The 22,250-nt window shown below is 41.0% G+C and carries 19 protein-coding genes and 3 pseudogenes; 10 read left to right on the forward strand and 12 right to left on the reverse strand.

The genetic code is table 11. From position 1 onward, the window contains the following. Positions 1 to 88: 88 nt before the first annotated feature. Positions 89 to 274 carry a hypothetical protein gene (locus GTQ43_RS31750; RefSeq protein WP_321162538.1) on the reverse strand — a complete coding sequence of 62 codons (186 nt, stop codon included), beginning with the start codon at positions 272 to 274 and terminating at the stop codon, positions 89 to 91. Between the two features lie 20 nt (positions 275 to 294). On the opposite strand from GTQ43_RS31750, the pseudogene GTQ43_RS31755 reads away from it, so the two are divergent. Further along, a pseudogene (locus GTQ43_RS31755) lies at positions 295 to 660 on the forward strand (cryptochrome/photolyase family protein); the annotation flags it as partial. Positions 661 to 762: 102 nt separating this feature from the next. Here GTQ43_RS31755 and GTQ43_RS31760 read toward each other — a convergent pair. The 4 genes from GTQ43_RS31760 to rpaB form a co-directional block, all read right to left on the reverse strand. Further along, a complete protein-coding gene (locus tag GTQ43_RS31760) occupies positions 763 to 957 on the reverse strand; it encodes a hypothetical protein (protein ID WP_265276726.1) in 195 nt (64 codons plus the stop codon). Between the two features lie 48 nt (positions 958 to 1,005). Then, complete coding sequence (locus tag GTQ43_RS31765) at positions 1,006 to 1,869, reverse strand: glycosyltransferase (protein ID WP_265276727.1); 864 nt, start codon at positions 1,867 to 1,869, stop codon at positions 1,006 to 1,008. After that, on the reverse strand, positions 1,847 to 2,389 hold the full coding sequence (locus tag GTQ43_RS31770; RefSeq protein WP_265276728.1) for a glycosyltransferase: 543 nt from the start codon (positions 2,387 to 2,389) through the stop codon (positions 1,847 to 1,849). The genes GTQ43_RS31765 and GTQ43_RS31770 overlap by 23 nt, the downstream gene beginning before the upstream one ends. A 195-nt stretch (positions 2,390 to 2,584) precedes the next feature. Then, positions 2,585 to 3,358 (reverse strand): response regulator transcription factor RpaB, encoded by a 774-nt coding sequence (rpaB, locus tag GTQ43_RS31775; protein ID WP_265276729.1) that lies wholly within the window; start codon positions 3,356 to 3,358, stop codon positions 2,585 to 2,587. 277 nt (positions 3,359 to 3,635) lie between these two features. On the opposite strand from rpaB, the gene GTQ43_RS31780 reads away from it, so the two are divergent. Next, the gene (locus GTQ43_RS31780; RefSeq protein ID WP_265276730.1) at positions 3,636 to 3,926 is read left to right on the forward strand and encodes a hypothetical protein; all 291 of its coding nucleotides are present in this window, start codon (positions 3,636 to 3,638) and stop codon (positions 3,924 to 3,926) included. A 641-nt stretch (positions 3,927 to 4,567) separates the two neighbouring features. Here the strand turns inward: GTQ43_RS31780 and GTQ43_RS31785 are convergent. The 5 genes from GTQ43_RS31785 to GTQ43_RS31805 all read right to left on the reverse strand — a co-directional run bounded on the left by GTQ43_RS31785 (position 4,568) and on the right by GTQ43_RS31805 (position 13,668). Next, a complete protein-coding gene (locus tag GTQ43_RS31785; RefSeq protein ID WP_265276731.1) occupies positions 4,568 to 4,780 on the reverse strand; it encodes a hypothetical protein in 213 nt (70 codons plus the stop codon). 5 nt (positions 4,781 to 4,785) lie between these two features. Then, the gene (locus GTQ43_RS31790) at positions 4,786 to 5,775 is read right to left on the reverse strand and encodes an FAD-dependent oxidoreductase (protein WP_265276732.1); all 990 of its coding nucleotides are present in this window, start codon (positions 5,773 to 5,775) and stop codon (positions 4,786 to 4,788) included. A 5-nt stretch (positions 5,776 to 5,780) separates the two neighbouring features. Continuing rightward, a complete protein-coding gene (locus GTQ43_RS31795; protein ID WP_265276733.1) occupies positions 5,781 to 5,909 on the reverse strand; it encodes an FAD-dependent oxidoreductase in 129 nt (42 codons plus the stop codon). A gap of 47 nt (positions 5,910 to 5,956) precedes the next feature. Continuing rightward, complete coding sequence (locus tag GTQ43_RS31800) at positions 5,957 to 7,969, reverse strand: carotenoid oxygenase family protein (protein ID WP_265276734.1); 2,013 nt, start codon at positions 7,967 to 7,969, stop codon at positions 5,957 to 5,959. A 335-nt stretch (positions 7,970 to 8,304) separates the two neighbouring features. Beyond that, the gene (locus GTQ43_RS31805; protein ID WP_265276735.1) at positions 8,305 to 13,668 is read right to left on the reverse strand and encodes an AAA family ATPase; all 5,364 of its coding nucleotides are present in this window, start codon (positions 13,666 to 13,668) and stop codon (positions 8,305 to 8,307) included. A gap of 846 nt (positions 13,669 to 14,514) precedes the next feature. Between GTQ43_RS31805 and GTQ43_RS31810 the strand changes: the two genes are divergently transcribed. From GTQ43_RS31810 to GTQ43_RS31835, 6 genes and pseudogenes are all read left to right on the forward strand, one after another. Further along, on the forward strand, positions 14,515 to 15,678 hold the full coding sequence (locus GTQ43_RS31810) for a heteromeric transposase endonuclease subunit TnsA (RefSeq protein WP_265276736.1): 1,164 nt from the start codon (positions 14,515 to 14,517) through the stop codon (positions 15,676 to 15,678). A gap of 51 nt (positions 15,679 to 15,729) precedes the next feature. Beyond that, a complete protein-coding gene (locus GTQ43_RS31815; protein ID WP_265276737.1) occupies positions 15,730 to 16,533 on the forward strand; it encodes an integrase catalytic domain-containing protein in 804 nt (267 codons plus the stop codon). A 56-nt stretch (positions 16,534 to 16,589) separates the two neighbouring features. Then, positions 16,590 to 17,646, forward strand: a pseudogene (locus GTQ43_RS31820) (transposase). Positions 17,647 to 17,655: 9 nt separating this feature from the next. Continuing rightward, positions 17,656 to 18,432 carry a Mu transposase C-terminal domain-containing protein gene (locus tag GTQ43_RS31825; protein WP_265276738.1) on the forward strand — a complete coding sequence of 259 codons (777 nt, stop codon included), beginning with the start codon at positions 17,656 to 17,658 and terminating at the stop codon, positions 18,430 to 18,432. 29 nt (positions 18,433 to 18,461) lie between these two features. After that, positions 18,462 to 18,995 (forward strand): AAA family ATPase, encoded by a 534-nt coding sequence (locus GTQ43_RS31830; RefSeq protein ID WP_265276739.1) that lies wholly within the window; start codon positions 18,462 to 18,464, stop codon positions 18,993 to 18,995. Then, entirely contained in the window at positions 18,996 to 19,193 is a 198-nt protein-coding gene (locus GTQ43_RS31835) for a TniB family NTP-binding protein (RefSeq protein ID WP_265276740.1), read from the forward strand. Between the two features lie 555 nt (positions 19,194 to 19,748). On the opposite strand, the gene GTQ43_RS31840 is transcribed toward GTQ43_RS31835, so the two are convergent. Next, positions 19,749 to 20,703 (reverse strand): IS630 family transposase gene (locus GTQ43_RS31840; RefSeq protein ID WP_265275365.1). Its coding sequence is split into 2 segments (ribosomal slippage): positions 19,749 to 20,361 and positions 20,360 to 20,703, totalling 957 coding nucleotides; the frame shifts between segments, so codons are not numbered across the junction. 71 nt (positions 20,704 to 20,774) lie between these two features. Between GTQ43_RS31840 and GTQ43_RS31845 the strand changes: the two genes are divergently transcribed. Then, entirely contained in the window at positions 20,775 to 21,020 is a 246-nt protein-coding gene (locus GTQ43_RS31845; RefSeq protein WP_265276741.1) for a hypothetical protein, read from the forward strand. Positions 21,021 to 21,413: 393 nt separating this feature from the next. On the opposite strand, the pseudogene GTQ43_RS31850 reads toward GTQ43_RS31845, so the two are convergent. Continuing rightward, positions 21,414 to 21,527 (reverse strand): annotated as a pseudogene (locus tag GTQ43_RS31850) (IS701 family transposase); the annotation flags it as partial. A gap of 223 nt (positions 21,528 to 21,750) precedes the next feature. Here GTQ43_RS31850 and GTQ43_RS31855 point away from each other — a divergent pair. Continuing rightward, positions 21,751 to 22,218 (forward strand): DNA-directed RNA polymerase subunit alpha C-terminal domain-containing protein, encoded by a 468-nt coding sequence (locus GTQ43_RS31855; RefSeq protein WP_265276742.1) that lies wholly within the window; start codon positions 21,751 to 21,753, stop codon positions 22,216 to 22,218. Positions 22,219 to 22,250 lie beyond the last annotated feature (32 nt).

Genomic DNA, 22,250 nt, shown 5'->3' on the forward strand with positions numbered 1-22,250 from the left:
CAAGTCACCCTTAAAATTTTATGCCAGTAGCCATTCACCTGCGCTAAAATATGAGGTTCCTATTCTGAAATAAGGGCAATTGAATCGCTTATGACTGTTTGGCATTGTCAAGGTTGGACAAGGAAATTCCCAACAATCTGATAGTACGATTCTCCAGTTCAATTGACTCAAACAGTGTTTTGGCTATCTCAAAAATCGTAGAGAGTTCACTAATGGGAGCAAGCATTGTCTTACTGCGGGTTAACTGCTGATAATCAGAGAACTTGATTTTCAGGGTTAATGTGCGTCCTCGTGTTTCATGCTGCTTTTATTGATGGCTACGATTGGGTAATGCAAACCAATGTCATTGGCATGGGGCAGTTTGCTGATGGTGGAATGATTGCGTCTAAGCCCTATGCTGCTTCTGCTAACTACATCAACAACATGAGCGACTATTGTAAAAATTGTGCTTATAACCATCGCCAGCGCAGTACGGATAATGCTTGTCCTTTCAACTTTTTTTATTGGGACTTTCTGGCTCGTCATTATGACTTGCTTAAAAACCAGCCACGCATGACTCAAATCTTGCGTAACTTAGAGCGAATCTCTTTTGATGAGCTTCAAATAATCCGTTCTAAGGCTTCAGATTGGCACACCACACAATCAGAAACCGTTAATTAATAGTGTAAAATAATATTCGCAATTATTCCAGGCTGGCAATCGTAGGCTGTCGAGGGGTGGTTGTGGCAAGGGACAAGGAAGGCGATCGCATATACGCACTCATTACCGTTCATCCCGCAACCACTCAAACCCAGTTCTCAACGCTGCCTCCGCCGTGTAATAAATCTTTTGTTCTCCAAATATGCCACCCGTGCGGCTGATGATACGGAATTCCCAACAATGCCCTGGCGTGTAAAAAACCATTAGGATACTGCTGTTGACACAGAGTACCGTGTAAACTTTAACTTGTTGGGACATTTACTACTGTTGTGGGTGTGTGTGATGATTTTAATTGTCTGCAATTTCTCACCCAATCAAACCTAGATGGCGATGGAAAACTTCAACAGCATTCGCCACACCATCTTCATCCCTAATCTTCTGGCCTAACTCCTGGGCTTTTTTCTGCATCACCTCATCACCCAGAACTACTTCAATTGCTGCTGCTAAAGTTTTATCTGACACTTTCTTATACGGTATCGGCGCAGGGCTGACTCCCAACCGAGTTAGCTTTTCTCCCCAAACTGGCTGACATGCTTTGAAGGGTACGGTAACTGATGGTGTCCCTGCACGTAACACTGCTGCCGTTGTACTAGCTCCTCCGTGATGTACTACTGCTGGCACTTGAGGAAATAACCAATCATGCGGAACTTCCTTGATCACAAACACTCGTAACGAATCTTTTATATTCACCGTTCTTCCAACGTTACCCCAGCCTGACAATATAATCCCGCCTTGATGGGTTTTCTTTAAAGCTTCCACTATATAGTGTGTGAGATATTCTGGATTCGGCATCGTCATGCTCCCAAATCCAAAACACAAAGGTAATTGCTTTCGCCCAAGAAAATCCTCTAGTTCCAGGGGTGGCTCGTATTCGGAGCCTTGGTCAATAAACCAAAAACCAGTCACATACGCCCATGCAGGCCAGTCACGGGGTCTTGGGATGACGTGCGAACTAAACCCGTACAATACAGGGATTCGTGATACATTCGCCGGAGTCTTCTGTCTGAAGCGTCTGCCCAAATATGGCAAAGGCGGCAATTTCAAAGTTTCTGTTCTGAAGTGATTGAGCAGTGGACGATATCTTTGCCAGTGCAAAAATTCTACTAGTAAGTAGCTGCCATAGTTGATTAATTTCTTTAGCGGGTTTTTAGTTATTTGAGCAAATCTCAAAAACCCAAACATCCCTGTGGGAGTCAACGGCAGAACTGATGCAAAAAAAGCAGGGTACGCCTAATTTCTCTGCAATGTGATATCCAAAGGTAGCTAACGGCGTGTAGATAATCACTTCACTTCCAACACACGCACTCCAAGCTGATTCCAACTGTTGAAGTAAAAGCTTATCTCCTTCTTCTTTTTTCAACTTTTCTCCCGCAATCAATCGCTGCCCTTGTTTCGATTGCAGAAACTCTTCCATATTGCCAGCGATCAGTGCAAACTTTAAATCGAACTTCCTAACAAATAACTCAAAGTTCTCATGCGTTGCAATCGTTACTTCATGCCCCGCACGCTTCAAGCCAATAGCCAAAGCACAATAGGGTTGCAAGTCTCCTCTTGAACCTACTGTTAGGATCGTAATCTTCAGTTTTCGGCTTGGTGCTATAGGTAGACTTTGGCTCAAATCTTTTTCCCGATGAAAACTCCAGTATCCAAAAATTGTACTAATTTCTTGTGCCTCTGGACGATAAACCAATACAATTGAAATCAGCCTGCTTTTTCGTAACTGTTCCCTTGCCTTTTTTGAATGTAGAGATTAATAACAAGTAAATAGCAACATAAATAAAAAGAACTCTTATCTTGGTATCAAAATTTCTTCTTTCTGACTTGATGACAAGTCGATTGGGTGTTGTTTCTAAAATTTTCAACATTTTGACTTCTAATTTCTTCTTCAATCGTGTTCTGAATCAATAATTCGTGGGAAAAAATAACCACTACCTCTTGCTGTAATAATGAATTCTGGGTCGTTGGGGTCGGATTCTACCTTTGTCCGCAATCGTGAAATATGCACATCTACCACACGGGTGTCTGTATTCATCTCTGGTACAAAGCCCCACAATTGCTGTAATATTTCAATCCTTGAAAAAATCTTTCCTGAATGATTCACTAACAACTCTAATAAGCTAAACTCCACACCTGTCAATCGAATGCGTTGCTCATTTTTATGAACTTGCCGCTTATTAATATCGATTTTGAGATTGCCCACATGGATTATAAGAGAGTTAGGAATAGTATTGATACTGGTTTTGTGGGAGCGCCGTTTTAGTACACAGGCAATTCGAGCTTCTAGTTCTTTGGGTGAAAAAGGTTTCGCCATATAGTCATCAGCACCCAGTTCCAGCCCAGTGATTCGGTCTGCTACATCTGCCAATGCTGTTAGCATAATAATTGGTACGTCTGATTGTTTCCGTAATTCTTGACAGACACCGTAGCCATCCAGCTTTGGCATCATTACATCTAGAACTATTAAATCAGGGGTCAACAAGCGAAAAGCTGACAAAGCTTCTTCACCATCACTAGCTGTAACTACACTGTAGCCAATCATTTCTAACCGCGTCTGTAAAATCCGGCGGATGTTGGCTTCGTCATCTACTACTAAGATTGTGCCTTTCTCACCTGATAAGTTTCTCAACGCTGTTCCTAATGAGCGAGAACTCTCAACCATCCATTATCTGCTTATTAGGAGTCAAAAGCGCAAAACAATCTTGAAGTACAGTCATGATCAAAAAAGCGATCGCTTAATACTTGCATCTGTGCAACAGATTATGCTGGGACATCTACCCGAAAACAGATTTGTACTGAAAAAGACAAATTCTTTAACAAGGGACTCGTATTTTCCATACTTTTGCAGTAGAGTGTTTATTCCGTGCAATTATTAATACCTATCTTCTCCCAACTTTACTCATCCAACTTTTAAGCCAATGCCTTCGAGAAAACAGCCAATGAAAACTTCTAATGATACAGATATTAAGAAGATCATCAAAAAATCCGACAAGCTAACTTTGAAGGAAATGAGGGAAATCCAAGACGCTGAAGACCAACTTCTTCTTGAAGCTAATACTGTCAATTATACTGCCCCTGTGGTTGAGGAGCAACCAGTAATCACAATAGAACCTAGAGTTCCCGACTATATTGCATTGGTTGATAATCCTCCAGTACAGTCTGTTGGCAACTCTGGCTGGCAGGTTTCTGATGTCTGGCGGGATATTCGTGTGGATGATTTTTGTGGGTAGACCCCCATGATTATAGAGGGATCATGCATCTATACCCTCTGTGCCCCTTTCAATTGCATTGGTTGAATCTATGTATGACTCCTGATTTGATAATCTTTCAACCATCTGTATTCGACCGCCCAATTGCTCAGTTGCTTGGCATAACTGAGTATATAAGCGATTCTCAATCACATTATCTTCCCCAAAAGCTCCCCTCAGATTGGCAATCTCTGCACAGTCTGAGGCAGGAACTCGTAAATCTGAATCGATTAAGGTAACGCTAGAAAAGTGAAAGTTTGATTGGCTAAAAACCCCTAGCTTCCAACGACCGCAACCAAGAGAGTATAGCGCGTTATGTAAAACAGTACAGCACTTCCGCCTGCTATGAGGTACGCACACAGTCTCAAAAGTTAGGATAGGAAAGAGATATGGATAAAATTGTGCTTCATAATAGGCGGAAGTGCTGTATGCACACAAGCCGCCCGTTCGCTTAATCCTTCTTCAATAATCGGATTATTTTTACATCAATTACTGTATATTAATAATTGATGTAAATTAAAATGTCAATGTATCAAATAAATAATCCGTTATTTTTAATTTAGCTTATTACTTGAGCAACTCACAATTACTGAATCAGAACAGAGAGAAAGAAGTTTTCCGGACTAAAAGTTTTTCTCGACTAAGCTTTTAGAATACTCCACAATTGTCTCAACCAATTCAAAATTCAATAAGCCTCCCACATAGAAGGTTTTTTGTTGACCTTGCATGGCTTCTAGGCGATCGTAAAATCCCGCTTGCATAGCCTCTGAGGTAACGTGAGGAAAGTAAGTCCACTTATCGTAAGTGTAGTAATCATCACCTACCTTCGCTCCCAAATTCTCTACTGTGTTTTGAATTTGCTGGAGAACATCTTTTTTAGTAATTTTCCCTCGCTATCTAGGCGAGTGTAAAAGGCAATCAGGTCATTGTCAGCAAACTGTTGAGCAATAAACCAGGGATTCCCCACCGCATTTACGGGAATGACATTAGTTACCGGGGTTGGCATTTGCAGATCGGGAATCAGATACGTAATCAAACCGTAAGGATTGAGAATGATTTGCTCAAATAGGTCTTTCTCTGCTGGCGATAAATCGAGAAAAGTATTGAGGACATCCAGTGTCAACGGACAAGCTAAAATCAGATAGTCAAATTCTAAAATTTCTTCACGGGTATCAATATTGTTAAGAATCTGCTCCTGTTCAGTTAACCACACCCGTGTAATTGCCCCCCGCTTGATTTCCTTGATGTCAATATTCAAGCGCACATTTAGTCCCCAAGCAACAAGCTCCCAGAAACGTTGGAAACCATCAGTGAATCGCTTAGGCCAACCGCAGCGTAAATCTGCACCGTAAGTAATTAAAGTCCAAAAGGTTTCTAGAGTCATGTATTTTAAGGCATAGGCGGTGGGGATTTCGTTTAAATAGCCATAGCCCATCGTGGTAATAGGAATTTCAAACAAAGTTTTTAGACATGACAAATCTTTTTGTGCTAACCACTGGGAAAAAGGTTGAGTGAGTTCGGGATGTTGACTGATACCGGCAAACCCAGGAACAGAAATAATTGCCTCTAGCCAAAGACGCTCCCACCAAAAGCGCCCAACGGCTGCCAAAAACGTTGCTAGGTCAGTTCCCTCGGTGACGGCATTGATAATTGAAGTGTAGGCAGGTTGTCCTGGTTGAGATTTAAAAGGATTGTAGACTTGACCTAGCCCCTCAGTGTAAAGTGTAGCACCGACTTCTTCAGCCATTTTTAGGACTTGTTTGTAGGCAGGGGTGAGATAATTTGCTCCTAAGTCAAAGGAACGGGAATTGTAGGTAATGGAACAACACAATCCCCCTACCCGTCCAGCTTTTCTAGCACAACTACGTTGCGGTAGCCTTGCTTTTTTAAAAAATAAGCTGTAGATAAACCGGCTGCTCCCGCCCCGACAATACAAATTCGTGCATCTTGAGAGAATTTAGTCATGATAGTCTTTGTTCGTATGTAGTAATGTGCCCTGGGCGCAAAATTTTTTACTGAAAATGCGGATAAACTGCTTCTATGAATAATTGCTGAATAGCTGGCTGGTTAAGTAGCGATTCATAGTCTTGTCGCACGGGAATATCGTAACTAGCAGTGCGAGGAGCGATCGCAGATAACCAAGTAGTATGCATTGTGAAGCCAAAATCCAGTTGCGGATGGCTCAATTTGCATATCGGGCCAGCCCCTAACTGATCGGCTTGGAAGATCCAAATTTCGTTGTTATTTCCCCCAAATACCGTACAAACAATATAGCCATCTGTAGAACTACCATTGCTGTTCAATCTCGGTACAAACTGGGGTGAACTGATGAAGTAACCTGGGGGCGCATCATAAAAATCTGCCACCTCCATTTTGGCTGTATCTAGCCGGAACAAAGAAGAAGGGCGTGCTTCTTCTCGTTGCAGTAATTCTTTTAGTGGTACAGCCCGGTAGGGATAGTCTTGGTATAAGTTGTAAATAAACTCAGTCAGCAGTTCTGGCCAAAAACCGAGGGATTGCCAATAAATATGATCAATTCGCTTCGGAGGCAATCCAGAAGCCAGCCTATCTTGGTAAGCGTAGAACCCTATACCCCAATGACGGCGGGTATCGTAAATGACTTTGGAATCTCGGATTTGGCCTGTCTCGCCATCTATTTGATAGCGACCCAGACGACCCACATCCATTTGCCCATTAGCCAGCATTCCTCCCAACCACAGAGGCGCAGATTTAGGAGCGTCGAATTTTGAGATATCATACTTGCGAACCCATTCGGCGATATCTGTGGCGCAGAGATGGGCAGCGTGCAACGTGATTTGACCGTCGGGGTTTTCGTAGTCGGTCAAAAAATGCACTGTTTCTAAGGGAATTATGACTGGGCGGACTACCACAGTAGTTACATCTGCCTTGAGATCAGCCCGACTTACTATGTAAATGGGGGAATTGGGCTGCTGCTTTCGCGTCAATAATAGCCGCAGTAGGCGCTCAGTTTCCAAACTATCGGGAATTGGGTTATTTAGGATTTGTTCTGGCCCAATCTTTAGGGAAGTGTCCATCAGCACCACGTAATCTTTGGTAACTGCCAACTGATGGATGCTTTGTTCAATTCGCACCGGGGAACCATCTGGGAGGATCAATTGCCAGTGCTGGAGCTTACCTACACCATCCCACCGCAACAGATAAACAAAATCTGGCATGGCAATTTGTAACCAATGCTCGATCCAGCCAATCAATTTTTGCCAGAAACTTTGAGAAAACTTCGAGAACATTCTCAAGGGAATTTGCAAAGGATTGTTGTCTAAAAGTTGAGCGATCTCACTCAGCAGTTGCTTTAGTTCCTGGGGTAGTTGTTCGAGGTCATAAATGAAACGCGCACTTTCGAGGAAATTAGTCAGCGATCGCCCATAGTTAACTAAGAAAACTTCATTGGTATAACCATCAAAGGTGGGGTGAGACGTACTCAATACAGGGGGAAAAGGATAGGAAAAAGGTAGAAACGCTTTCCACTCAGTATTACCTCCTACTGGGGTAACAACCTCTAGGCTATTGGTATCAATTTCGTAGGGACGACCAGCATCATAGGTAATCATTAATCGCTCTTGGCTGTCTGTGGCTGTATTAAAGGCGAGAAAGGCAATATCTACCTCATCTCGCAAGCCCAAGGAAGGGGAGAAGCGCAACAAGCCATGATCGCGAAATTGATGAGAGCGATAAGCAGGATTTTTAAAAGTTGCCTGATCTGCATAGTAGCAAGGTGTACGTGCCAGTTTCGTCTTGACAGTAACCTGTCCGGCTTGCCAATCTAAGCGGTAAATCATCCCATCACCATTAAAAATGTGGGTTCCATTAATATTGGGTAAGCCCCCAGAAGCAACAGTGCCTACAGGTGCAATGATGAACAGATGTCCAGACAAATCTGTCGGTACATCCCCATAGATCACATTCAGTGGTAAATTCGATAGTTCCTCACGACTGGCAGTCATTGCTGCCTCTGGAAACCGGGGTTTGGGAATTTGACGATTCATTTATTTATACCCTGGCATTGCAATCTGATTTGGTGTTTCGCTTCAGGTATAACACTGGTACAGCACGGCGTAAATAAACCACGCATTCCAAATCAACGAAACGCTTACGCTGTATTAATTTTGAATTTTGTTAGCGCAGCGTAAAACCTTCTCTCCGAGACGCTACGCGAACGCTTAGAGCGAGTCCGGGTTCGCTTTTAGCGTCTCGTAGAGAGCGTCATTTTGAATTTTGAATTCCGCCTTGCGGTACTAGGTTTTAATTTAAAGGTTGAGTTTTTGCCTCAAATGTCCCAATATCAACTTTTTCAGGATTTTTAAATCCATCCGTAAATCCCTTAGAATTTAACTGCCTCGGTAAAAATTGATGCTATTTGTTTTCCTGGCTGACAGCTGTCAAGATACATCTGCGCGACTTGATCCCACGGATTTTGCTGCAAGCAATCTTGAAAATACTCGGCTGCTGCTGCAAATTGTTGTTGTTCATAAAGCGCTAATGCTGAAGCAAATAACTCTAAAGTAGCTGTTTTGCCTGCACTAACTTTTGGGGGATCTGCTGCAAACACTTCATGAACAGTCACAGCATTCATTTTACCCTTCACCTTCACTTGGCCGACTACCCGAATACCATAGCGATCGCGATTTTGTAAGCGCTCAAACGTTTGGTTGGTAATTAGGAGTGGGGCGTTAAATGTTTTGGTCAATCCTTCGATTCGCGCTGCTAGATTAACTGCATCACTAATTACAGTGCCATCCATGCGATTCAAACCACCGACTGTCCCCAAAATTAGCGAACCAGTATTAATCCCAATGCCAATTTGAATTGGTAAGTAACCTTTGGCTTGGCGTTTTTCGTTGTAGGTTGTCAAGGTTTTCAACATCGCAATTCCCGCTAGTACCGCATCATCGGCATCACCTGCAAACAAGGCCATGATGGCATCACCAATATATTTGTCGATAAAGCCATTGTTTTCAAGAATGATCGGCTCCATGCGACTGAGATAGGAGTTAATAAATCGGAAATTTTCGGCGGGAGTCATGCTTTCTGAAAGGGTGGTGAAGGCGCGAATGTCGGTAAATAAGACTGACATTTCTCGCTGCACCTGATCGCCTAATTGCACATCTATAATGCTTTGCTTATTGAGAAATTGCAGAAATTGGCTAGGGACAAAGCGCTCATAAGCTTTGTTGAGTGCGGCTAAATCCGTATACAAACGGGCATTTTCAATAGAAATAGCTGCTTGTGCTGAAAGCAGGTTGAGTAACTCCAAGCGATCTGGGGGAAATGCTCCTGTTGTCAAGTTATTTTCTAAATACACAATCCCAGCTAACTTTCCTTGGTTAATCAAAGGAGTACACAGAATTGATCGTGGCTGGTATTGGCGAATGTAGGGGTCTTTGCTGAATTCCCCAATTCCCACTGCTTCGTGGATGGCATCGTTTAGAACTACATTAGTTTTAGTGCGAATGACATAGTTGACGATCGCACTGGAGAGCGTTTGGCTATCTTCAATACTGAGTGATTCCAATACCTGAATAGTATTTTCACCAACGCTTCCCTGAGCTTCAATCAGAAATTTGCCTTTGGTTGACAACAGCAAAAACCCCCGTTGGGCCCCGGCATTTTCCATTAAAATCCGCATTAAGTTAGATAGAAGTTTATCTAGTTGAATTTCTTCGGAAAGGGTCTGAGAAGCTTTGATGACTGTCACCAAATCCAATGATTCTGAGCGACTATTGCTTGTGAGGTTGGTCGGGTTAAGACTAGTGGTTGATAAAGTTGATTTAACGGCTTTTTCTCCGATCCGCGTTAAAATTTTGGGATACTTGGCTTCTAAATCTTTTACTTTGGCGATCGCTCCCCACTGCAAATAAAGATAACGAGCTTCTTGCATATAAACTTGGGCGATGTTCAATTTGTTCTCAGCTAGGTAAAACTTGGCAGTCAATTCATTGGCTAGAGCCGCTTCATTAAAATACTGGTGTGATTGGGCTAAGGCGATCGCCTGATCGTAACAAGCGATCGCCTGATTAGATTCTCCATGCACCCGATGCCATTCTGCTTTTACCAGCGCTAATTTATGGGTATAGTTGACAGGAGAAGATTTCGCCCATACTTGCAATTTTTTCTGGTTTGCGGCCACTCGCTGGAGTAACTTTCGACGTTCCGCCGCACTGACAACAGAGGCTAAAGCCAATCGTCCTAAAGAGTCATAAAAGTAGAACCATCCCACAATATATAAAGCCACAACCGCATCTAAATAAGGAATTGCCAAATCAGCATTTTTGACGGCTGTTGCATAATCTTCAAACCAATAATTCAGCGTGAAGTGATGGATATAAACATAAAAAATAGCTGTGCGATAGTTACTCTCGATATGCTGAGGTAACATAGCGGTTGCATCATAAAATTCCCCTACCAACTGACAGGGATTAGCATTTTTACCCTGTAAATTAGCAACTACTTGGCGATAGAGTTGAATAATAACAAAAATTGGTTTTTTCTTAAACTGCTGAACTGCCTCTGCGTAAATAGCTAAACATTCATCCAATTCACCAAGATTTTGACCAGAAAAATAGCAATGCATTGAGCTTGTATTGGCACAAAAGGCAGCGTATTCAGTATCACCCGTATCGCGCCCAATTTGAAATGCTGCTTGCAGTGAAGGAATAGTATTTTGGAGTGGTTCTTGCCAGTGGCGGACAAAGGAATTAACTACAAATAAAGTTCTAGCTTCCAGGTGCTTGGCATTGAAACGGTCTAACAGTTTCAAGGCTAATTCACCAAATTTATATCCCCCTTGCAGATCCCCAACAACACCACAGAGAATCAAGCCATAGGTAGCATAAGCAAAAGCTGATTCCGCCGCATTGCCGTATCTAGCGAATAGTTCCACCTGTTTAAAGACAGTCAAAGGAAAAACTTTAGGAGATGCTAAGTAGGTCGCCGAGACGATACTAGCCAGGATGCGAATTGCAGCTAATTTTGTGGGATTGGTAAGTTCTGGCAAGTCGGCTAAGGTGTGTACCGATTTACCTGCCAAAGCGAGTTTAGTTTTTAACAATCCCAGGAGAATTTGCGGTTGACCGGGGTTGTTAGCTAAGGGAATGCCCAGCAGTTGCATCACTTGCAGACCGAGTTTAGAAGCTGCCAACAATTGATCGCGGGCGATCGCAGCTTGGATTTTGATGGCATAAACCTGCACCCGATCGATCGTGCTGCGGGTCTTTTGAAGTACTTCTTCTGTGAGTACATCCATGCGCTCAAAGTCCCCACCTAAATAAGCAGCAACCGCTGCGGCTGTGTGCAATGCCAAAGCTAGCTGATACTGCTGCTGCCAACAGTTGGCTGCTAGACAGTTAATCCCCATTGTCAGATAATCTAAGGCTGACTGATAGGCTGCTGAGGCTTTGGCTTTGTTACCTGCTGTTAAGTTTAACTGAGCTAGTTGCTGTCGCTGTTGAGGGTCTGTAATTAGGACGATGCCAAAATTCAGTTGGTTAACAATGTCAAAAATCTTTTCTTCTTGCTTCTGGGGAGTAATGTTTTGTAATAATAGTTGCCCAACCCGCAAGTGTACTGCCTGTTTTTGCTCGCTGGGAATCAGTGAGTAGGCTGCTTGCTGGACGCGATCGTGCAGGAATTTATAGACTACATCCAAATTTGTCAAGTTTGCTGTTACTTCTCGATCGGCAACTTGTAAGAGTTGGTAGTCATTGCCTTGGGGTAAAATTAGTCCTGTCTGCACGGCTTCCCAGAGTTGGGCGGCTACATCTGGGAGGGATTTTGAACTTGCGATCGCTAAGGTATGCAAATCAAAGGAATTGCCAATACAAGCTGCTAATTTTAAAGCTTGTTGGGTGGCATCTGGCAGCTTTTGAATTTTCAGCGCCATCAACTCAACTACGTTATCGGTAATCTGGGCTGCCTGGATTTTTGCTAGTTGCCACTGCCATGCCCGTTGAGTGAAATTAAACTGTAGCAATCCTTCTGCATACAGCGACTTCAAAAACTCATTCATGAAGAAGGGATTGCCATTGGTTTTTTGCTGAAGCAGTTCTGCTAGAGGAGTAACTTCTGCTAAATCGGCATTGTTAAGGGTATCGCTGAGGAGTTGTTGAATTTGAGGCAATGCTAAGGATCTTAAGGTCAGTTCGTGAATAGCCACTCCTGCTTGTTCTAAAGATGCGATCGTTGTCCGCAGGGGATGAGTTTTATCTACTTCATTATCACGATAAGCACCAATCAGCAACAGATATTGACTATCTACTTGACCGATTAACAACTCAATCAGCTGGAGTGATGCACTATCAGCCCATTGCAGATCATCCAAAAACATTACTAAAGGATGTTCCTTTTGGGTAAAGACCTGAATGAAGTTTTGCAAGACTAAATTAAACCGAGTTTGGGCTTCTTTGGATGATAGTTCTACAACGGGTGGCTGCTGACCAATAATCAGTTCCACCTCTGCAATCACTTCGATAATCACCTGGCCATTGACACCAAGAGCATCTAATAATTTTTTGCGCCAAGTGGTAATTTCTGCTTCACTTGTAGTTAACAGTTGACGAATTAAAGCTTGAAATGCTTGAATTAAAGAACTGTAGGGAATGTTACGTTGAAACTGGTCAAACTTCCCGGAAATAAAATATCCCCTCTGCTGGGTAATCGGTTTATAAATTTCTTGAACCAGGACTGATTTGCCAATCCCAGAATAACCTGCAATCAGCATCACTTCGCTCTGACCGTGACTAGCCCGCTCAAAGGCTGCGAGTAAATTTGTCACTTCCGCCTCGCGTCCGTACAGTTTTTGCGGAATTTGAAATTTACCGGAGTGATCTTGCTGTCCTAGTTCAAATAATGGAATTTGCCCTGTAGCGGTGAAAATTTCCAGGCATTGCTGTAAATCTACCTGTAAACCAAAAGCACTTTGATAACGCGCTTCGGCGGTTTTTTCCAGTAACTTCATCACAATTTGCGAAAGTGCTGGCGGAATTTGGGGATTGATTTGATCGGGCGGAATCGGTTGTTTGGCAATATGGCTGTGAACTAGTTCCACAGGATCATCGCTAGTAAAAGGTAAATGCTGGGTTAAAAGTTCGTAGAAAGTGACTCCCAAAGAGTAAAAATCGGTACGATAATCAATTGAGCGATTCATCCGTCCTGTTTGTTCAGGAGAAATATAAGCGAGAGTCCCTTCTAAAACATTCAGATTTTGCAAGGTGGGATTTTCCCGCGATAGCAAAGTCGCAATGCCAAAGTCAATTATTTTCGTTTGTTGAGTCGTGGGATTGAGAAGAATATTGGCAGGATTAATGTCTTTATGAATAATCTGTTGCTGATGAATTTCTTCTAAAGCTGCTGCTACTTGTATAGCCAATTGCAAAAAATTCTGTAGCGGTAGAGGCGATTGATAGAGTAACCCCCGCAGGGGTTGTCCACCAAAATCTTCTAAAACTAATACTAAGGTGTTTTGATATTTTTTCAAGTCGTAGGCTTGGATAATTCCAGGGGCTTGAAAGCGGCGCGTGAGATCGTATTCAAGTTTAAACCGAGCGATCGCTTCTGGGGGTGGGTATTCTTGCCGCAGAACTTTTAGTACTACTGGTTGTTGATCTAAATCTCGATATCCCTGATAAACCTGAGAATTGGGGCTTGCGTGCAGTTCTGTCAGGACTTTATACCCTTCGAGTGCGATCATAGATTACTCAAGCGTTTGCTGTATTGTTACGGTCTATTCAGTATAATTTGAGCATCTTGCAAGTGAACAGAGATTAGCCCAATGCTAATGAGATCAAATTTACTCAACGCCTCTACTAATGCTTGATTTTGTGAATTAGTGCTAATTTATACGCCAGCAACCGAGAAAATTCCCAAAATTGGACATCGGGTTTTGAAAGGAAAGGAAAAAGTTTTTTAAAAGGCTAGGACTAGTCCTTTCAAGGTGTTGTCGGTTCCCAGACTAATTGTGTCGGTTCGTAGATCAAATGAAATTTGAACAACGGAGTTACAGGAGTTCCAGGCGACGGAATTCGCACATAAAGTGAAATCGATTGTGGGGCAAGGGTTTGAGGAAGCTAGCGAATTGGCACATAAAGTGAAATTTTGCATCTACTCACAGAAATTCACTATATTTTGTTCAATATTGATTACAATTTATACCTAAAATCCCGAATTTTCCATAGTCAAGCTGCTTGGCTACCTATGACACGAGGCGATCGCCTGGGCGTGGGGCGTAAGCCTATCGCACTTCAAAAGTACGCTTTTAAAAGCATTCGGGCTGTCGTTAAATCAAAGTCGGAAAATTTCAATTTATATGCGAATTGAATATTTGGCTCAAACCCAGACTCCACAATGAATTTCACTTTATGCGCGAATATCGGTACCTGGAACCCTTATAAATTCGTTGTCAGAATTTCATCTTATCTGCGAACCCACAGGATTATTACGTTTAGTAGCCGAAAAGTAAAAGTAGTGTTTTGAAATGATAAAGTGACCGAAAGTTCATTATTCAAGCATAAACAGTCCGAAAGTTACAGATTTCTGTATGCTCAGTGACCAAGAATTTGAACAATGGTGTCATCGGCTCGGTTTACCAGAGACGACAAAAGAATTTGTACAGCAAATCCGTTGTTCGGAGCCTGTAAGGAAAGTAGGTGGCGGGGCGAAAAATGTTTGTGGTAGCTACCCAAGCCAAAAAATGGGAAAAACGATTCAGTTTGAGTCCCACAAAGTAGAATTGCCTGCGATCGTAGAGTACGAAAACGACGAAGATGTTTTGGAATACTATGACCAACCAGTTCGTCTAAGCATATCATTTGAGTCGAAAAGCGGGCGTAGGATGGTGACGAGTCATATTCCTGATTTCTTAGTAATTCGGCATAACTGTCCAGGGTTTGAAGAATGGAAAACTAGCGAACGTCTCAAAACACTCACTCACAAACAACCCACAAGGTATCAACACAACGAAAATGGTAAATGGCAGGCTCCACCGGTAGAAACTAAAGTTCAATCATTGGGGCTTTACTATCACCTTCGTACAGATCAGAAAATAAACTGGATTGCTTATCGCAACCATCAGTTTCTCAGAGTTTACTTGAGCCAAGAAAATATAGTTAGTCCAGAAGCAAGGACAAGAGTTATTGAATCTGTTACAGCTAATCCGGGGATGACCCTGAAACAATTACTCTTATCAACAAATACCAGTTGGGTAGATGATATTTATGCCTTGATTGCAACAAAGCAGTTATATGTAGACTTGAAAGGCATAGGGTTGAGTGAACCAGAAAAAGTTCATCTGTTTAGTAGCCAGCAGGTAGCAGAAGCTTATAACTTAATCATGTCTAAAAAGGCTGCTGCCACCCTTGATAAGGGGCAACAGATTGATGTGGCGGTTGGTGCAACGGTGTTCTGGGATGGAAAAAGTTTATCTGTAATTCAGATTGGAGAGAAAAAAATTGTTTTGCAAGGTGAAAATCATCTAATTGGGTTAAGCCATACAGACTTTGAAACACTAATTTCACAAAAAGAAATTACTGGCATTGAAGCTCAAGGAGTAAAATCAACTCAAATTTGGGAACAGCTAAAATGCGCTAGCCCAGAAGACTTAGCCGTAGCTAACTACCGCCAGAAAATCATTGAACCATATCTGCATAAAGATAAAGATCCGCCAACCAATAGTCCTGTGTCTGAGCGAACAATTCGCAGATGAAAAGCCAAATATCATTCCGCAGAGGAAACCTATGGTTGGGGTTACATTGGTTTGTTGCCAAATCCTAAAGACAAAGGAAACCGTGTTGAGCGATTTTCAGATCAAACTTGGGAGTTCATCGATAAAATTATTGAGCAGCATTACGAGAATTTTAAACAGAGAAATAAACTGACAACTTACGGTATTCTGGCAAGAGAGTGGGAAAAAGCGGGAAAAACAGACCCTTGCCCCAGCCGTACTACGTTTTACAAGCACATCAACAGTAGAGCAGATCATAGACAAACTCGTAAGAGGCAAGGAAATCGGGCAGTTTACCAAAAAAGCTCGTTTTATCATGAATTAACGTTCTCGACACCTTGCCACGGAAGTCATCCCTTTGAAATTTGTCACATTGACCAGACCGAGTTAGATATTGAGTTAGTTTGCCAAAGGACAGGATGTTGTTTGGGTAGACCTTGGGCAACCGTTTTGATTGATGCTTTTTCCCGGCGTATTTTAGCTATCTATTTGACTTTTGACCCGCCGTCCTATCGCTCCTGCATGATGGTGTTACGAATTTGCGTGCAGAGACTAAGGCGGTTACCAGAAACTTTGATAGTAGATAACGGTGTAGAATTTGGCAGTATTTACTTTGAAACTCTTTTAGCAGCCTTTGGTTGTATAAAGAAACAACGCCCTGTTGCTAGTCCTAGATTTGGTTCAATAATTGAACGTTTTTTTGGCACCAGTCATACTGAATTCTTCTACAATCTGAAAGGAAACACCCAAATTACAAAGCAAATTCGCTTAGTCAGAACTTACGCATTGACAAATGAGAGAAAGAATGCAGGGAAGAAAAGAATAAGCGATCGCTAGCAATAGGGGGCTGAAAAGATAGATAATTTACACTGTCTCTATTGAGGGCATGGACAATCAGAGTAACTACCAAGCCATCAACTGCAAAGTGTGACCTCAATACTTACACTCTGTTTTTATTGGCAGAATCAAAGTATCCAGGCTGCACACGTTTAGCAGATATTATGGAAGATTTGTCACATGATAGTGTCAACAGATTTTTGCTACGTGAGCGTTACGAGCCAAAGGATTTATTTGATGAAGTTAAGCTGCATATCAATTTAGTAGGTGGTACATTAAGTGCAGATGATACCGTAATTGATAAGCCTCATAGTGACCCGAAACTAACAGCAATTTTTTACTTACATTTATTCAGGAAGGCATCATCGTACAGTTAAAGGGATTCAACTAATTACCTTGTATTACACCGATTTATCAGGTAAATCTGTACCTGTAAATTATCGTATTTATGATAAACAAGATGGTCAGACGAAAAATGATTATTTACGAGATATGATTACTGAGGTTTTGCATTGGGGTTTGGAGCCTGAGAATGTAACCACTGATGCTTGGTATTCCAGTAAAAGGAACCTGAAGTTCTTTAAAGACAAGGGATTAAAGTTTTTAACTGGGATAGCTAAAAATCGCTTGTGTTCAGTTGATGGTAAAAATTTTACCCAAGTCCAAAATCTAGAAATTCCAGAGAATGGGTTAATAGTGCATCTGAAAAAGTTTGGGCAAGTGAAAGTATTTCGGAGACTTTTCAAAAACGAGATTCCCAGATATTACATCATGTATGTGCCTGACAAAGATGCACTATTTTTAATTTCTCTCGTCGAATTTAAGGAGTTACATTCGATTCATTGGGGGATTGAATGTTACCATCGAGCCATCAAACAAGTGTGTGGAATTGAGCTATTCATGGTGAGGACATCTGAGGCAATTAAAACTCACTTTTTTAGTGCTATCCGCGCTTTCACACAATTAGAACTAATGCGAACTCAAGAGTTAATTGAAAACTGGTATGAAGTCCAGCGAAATTTGTCTCTTCATGTGGCTCGTGACTTTATTCTGGAACATCTTGAACAAAGGATGAACTTGAATTCACATATTCAGATTCCTGTCAATGCGTAAGTCCTGTTAGTGAATAAGACGAATAATCCAAAAGCACAAGCTGTATGGACGTTACCGGAAATCTATGAGTATTTTTGTGAATATATTTATGTAATTTATGACCAGAGAGAACATCCTGCACTAGGACAATCACCATGTGTTGCATTTGAAAAGGGGCTAACTCAAAGTGGAATGCACTTTGGTCAAAGAATTGTTAATGATGAAAATTTTCAGATTTTTACTTTGCCATCAACTCCAAAAGGAAGTGCCAAAGTTGTACCAAAGCTTGGGGTAAAAGTTAATCATATTTACTACTGGTCAATAGATGATTCTTTTCTCCATCCTGAAGTTGAAGGAACCCAAGTACCTATTAGATATGATCCCTGGGATGTGGGTACGGCTTATGCCTATGTCAAAAATGCTTGGGTGCGTTGTATTTCACAACATTATTCATCGTTACAAGGACATTCCCAACGAGAAATTCGGCTTGCTAGCATCGAAATACGTCAGCAGAAAAAGCAGTACAACCAGAAAGTCACAATTAAGGCTAAGGACTTAGCACAGTATCTAGAATCAGCCGAAGCTCAAGAGACTTTACAAATACAACGATTACGAGATTTTGCAGCAACTGGAGTTCGTCAAATTGTGTCTTCTAAAATAGTGAAGCAAGCACAATCTGTTGTTAAAGAAGATTTAGCCGATATTAAAAATAATGTTACAGAAGAACTAAGACTGCCAAATAAATTAGAGCCTCAAGAAATTAATCCCAGGCGAATCCAACCGTACTCTCAACAGGAGCTGTGGTAATGAATTTTCAACGTCCATTTCCACAATAATTGCTAACAAAATCCTCAACAGAACGGTTAAACTATTTTCATAGCATTACAGTTGGGCATTTACGTTTAAGACAAGCTTTAGATGCTTTATTAATCAATCTTCAACAACAAACAGATATTTGTGTTCTGTTTGTTGTTGGACTAGCAGGTGTGGGCAAAACGACTTTAAGGCTGCGAGCCGAAAAGCTGTTATTGGAAGAGGCATTAACATCCATGAGTCACAATACCTGCCAAATTCCAGTTGCAGGAATAGAAGCAATTCCAGCAGAAGGTGGAAAGTTTAATTACAAGGATTACTACTTAAGGGTTTTAGAATCTTTGGAACAGCTTTCAGTAACTTTAAGCACTACAAACAGTAAACCTAATTTCCAAAATCATGCAATTGCTTCCACCACATACTTTGCTTCCAAAAGTTCTGATATTGTACGTCGTGCTTTAGAACAAGCTATGCGGCATCATCAAATGACAGCACTAATGGTAGACAAAGCTCAACACCTACTAATGCTAGCTGGTGGGGAGCAAATGCTACACTAGATGAACTGGATAAAATCTATTGCCAATACTACTGGTACTGTACATATTTTATTTGGTACTTATGATTTACTGAACTGTTGCCGTCTTAGTGGTCAAGTCAGCCGACGCAGTGAGGACATTCATTTACCTCGTTATTGTTCAGATAGCAAAGTTTCTGATGTCTGGCGGGATATTCGGGTGGATGATTTCTGTGGGTAGACTCTCTATGATTACATTGCGTTCGTGTATCTATACCCCCTACGCCCCTTTCAATCGTATTGGTTGAATCTATGCATGACTTAATTCTTTGATAATCATTTTTTATTAGCCCAAATTTTTGCCAAGCTTACTTCTTTAGGACATATTCATATTCATGCCCTTTCTTATGGTGTTGAACCCTAGTAAATTGACAGAGATATTGATCTTTATATTTCAAGTCTTCGGCATACTTTATTTTCAAAGGAAGGGTAATTTCTATGTTAACCAAAACATAAACGTTAATTTCTCAGTGTAAGTGTATCTCAAATGCTATTGACAAGTAGGTTTAGATATAGGATTATTAATTAGTAAATTATTGACAATTAAATCTATTTACTATTATTTGTTCTTAACTAGGATAATCTACAATTTGCTTTGATGCTTGAAGATATAATAATTACTCTGCTAATTTGCAGTACAGAAGAAAAGAAGCTTTACTTCGAGGTGTCCCTCTCACTTTTGAAAAAACTTTCCACCTGGAATCCTGAATTGTCAGCAGTGCCTTTATAGCGTTTCTCAGTCTAGTGAAGTACAGTAACAAGAATGGGTAAACCAATTATAAATATCATTTAACGAGACTTGATTAAAAGCACTTTCAATTGCTTTTGCTAAGTCTGGATAACTTCTAGCTTCAAGAGAACGTAGTAAACTTTTAATTTTTGACCAACAGGTTTCAATTGGTGAAAAATCAGGAGAATATGGTGGCAAATAAATCAATTTAGCTCCAGCAGATTCGATTAATTTCTCAATATCTCCACCTTTATGAATTGAACAATTATCCATGATTACACAAGCGCCTTCCCACAGCTTTGGAACTAATTTTTGAGAAATGTAAGCCTCAAATGTCAGCCTGTCAGATGCTCCTAAAATACTATATTGACTAATCACGCCTTTGAGAGCAATCGCTCCAATTATGGAGACATTTTTACAGCGTTTTTGAGGTCGTGAGCCATGCGCTCTTTTACCTTTTTTAGAACGAGCGGAGTGTCTTATTAAAGATAGATTAGCTCCTGCTTCGTCAAGAAATACAAGGTTTTCCGCCGGTATCCCATGAAGTTGAAGCCAGAACTGTACTCTTAATAATTGAACTCTTTCAGTCTGTTTTTCTGCGGCGTGCAATGTTTTTTTTTAGGCTTATCTCTATCCTCTGTAACATCCTGTCTACTGTAGATATACCAATTGTTATTCCTGTTTTTTCTTTGAGTTCTGAGCGAATTTCTGATAAAGTCGAATCATTCTTAGCTTCAACTATTTCTTCAAGAATCTTAATTTGTTCTTCGTTGAGCTTTGGAGGAGTTTGTTTTGTCCTAACTTTAGGAGCTATACTTGCTGTTTCTCTATATTGCTTTAGTAATTTCTCAATAAAACCTAAACTGACACAAAATTTGTTTGCTAATTGACGTTGTGATATTCCACCTGACAAGTATGTATCAAATATTTTTTGGCGAAAGTCGAGGGAATATGGTTTCATTTTTACCCTTGAGTAGATACACTGATTTATTTTAATTAGTGTACTTCATTAGACTGGTAAACGCTATATCAATGAGCGACGCTATTCAAATTGGTCGGGCTGAAGCTTATCGAAAGCAACCTCAATTCAACTCTTATGTATGTATAGCTGCCTCGATTCAATCTCTGCAACCTTATCCAAAGCCATTTCTATGGTATTGGCATATTGTGTTTGCCCCAGAAATTGATAAGCATATTTATTATTTAGATCGCAGTGAGATCGTTTTACTTCTAGACGGTACAGTAATTGAGCCAAAAGTTATTAATATTTCAAATTAGTTCCTACTTTTTTAACAAATTCGGCGAAATTCCCCGTCCCTCTTCTGTACTCATTGAAGCAAGCAATTACAGCACCAGACATAATTATCAATCAGTTTATGCCCCTGGCTGCTAGCCATTATCGCGTAAGGAAGTTGCTCCGGTTGTGCCTCTTAAGAGATTAACGATTTACGATTCACTGCGCCACCATCCGACTTGGAGCGGTGGGAATGGTTTTTTAAAGAGATGGAGAAACGCGGACTAATAACTATTTTTGAAAGCTCCAAACACTACCCCAACTGGGGAAACTCGAAACTAAACCGGCAGTATTTCAAGGTCAAGTTAAATGCACAAAACTCTGATTAGTTTCTTTGACTGTTTCCAGGTGTAGCAACTGCCTAATGTTATAGTAAAAGACACTATATCTGCTAAACGTGTGCAGCCTGGATACTTTGATTCTGCCAATAAAAACAGAGTGTAAGTATTGAGGTCACACTTTGCAGTTGATGGCTTGGTAGTTACTCTGATTGTCCATGCCCTCAATAGAGACAGTGTAAATTATCTATCTTTTCAGCCCCCTATTGCTAGCGATCGCTTATTCTTTTCTTCCCTGCATTCTTTCTCTCATTTGTCAATGCGTAAGTTCTGAATTACAGAAGGCAGGTTAAAGCCTAACCATATAAAGTCAGAGTTATCCAACCTAATCAAAAATGACTGGTTAACCTCTGTTGATGCTGGTGTAGAACCGACTGTGAATGTAAATACTGTTTATGAGCAACTAGCAAAAATAGATAGAGTTCTAGAAATACTTGAGGACAATAAGCCGAATGGCCTTATTGATGACAATGTAGACAGTGTTGAAAAAATTAGCTTACCTCAAAGCTCCGACTCAATCTCGCCGGATAATCAGCTTGTAGAGGTTGCCAACAGTAATGTAGATCCCGTAGAGGAAATAAATGGGGATAATACACCTGTAAGTGTTGTTGATGAAAACAGTATTGAGTCATTGAATTTGAAAAGAAATACTTATACAGCACTTAAAGAAGCACAAGTTAACACAATAGAAGATTTAAAGAAATATGGTGTCACAGGCTTGCGAACGCTGAAAAATCTGGGAAATAAATCTGTATCTCAGATAGTTGAAGCATTGCAAAGCCGAGGGATTGAGTTACCAGAGTTACCAGAGTTACCAGACCCGGAACACACGCCTTCTCTCTGAGCAGTAATTTTGAAAGCTATGCACTAATACTT

It is taken from the genome of Nostoc sp. KVJ3 (assembly GCF_026127265.1).
Taxonomy (GTDB): Bacteria; Cyanobacteriota; Cyanobacteriia; order Cyanobacteriales; family Nostocaceae; genus Nostoc.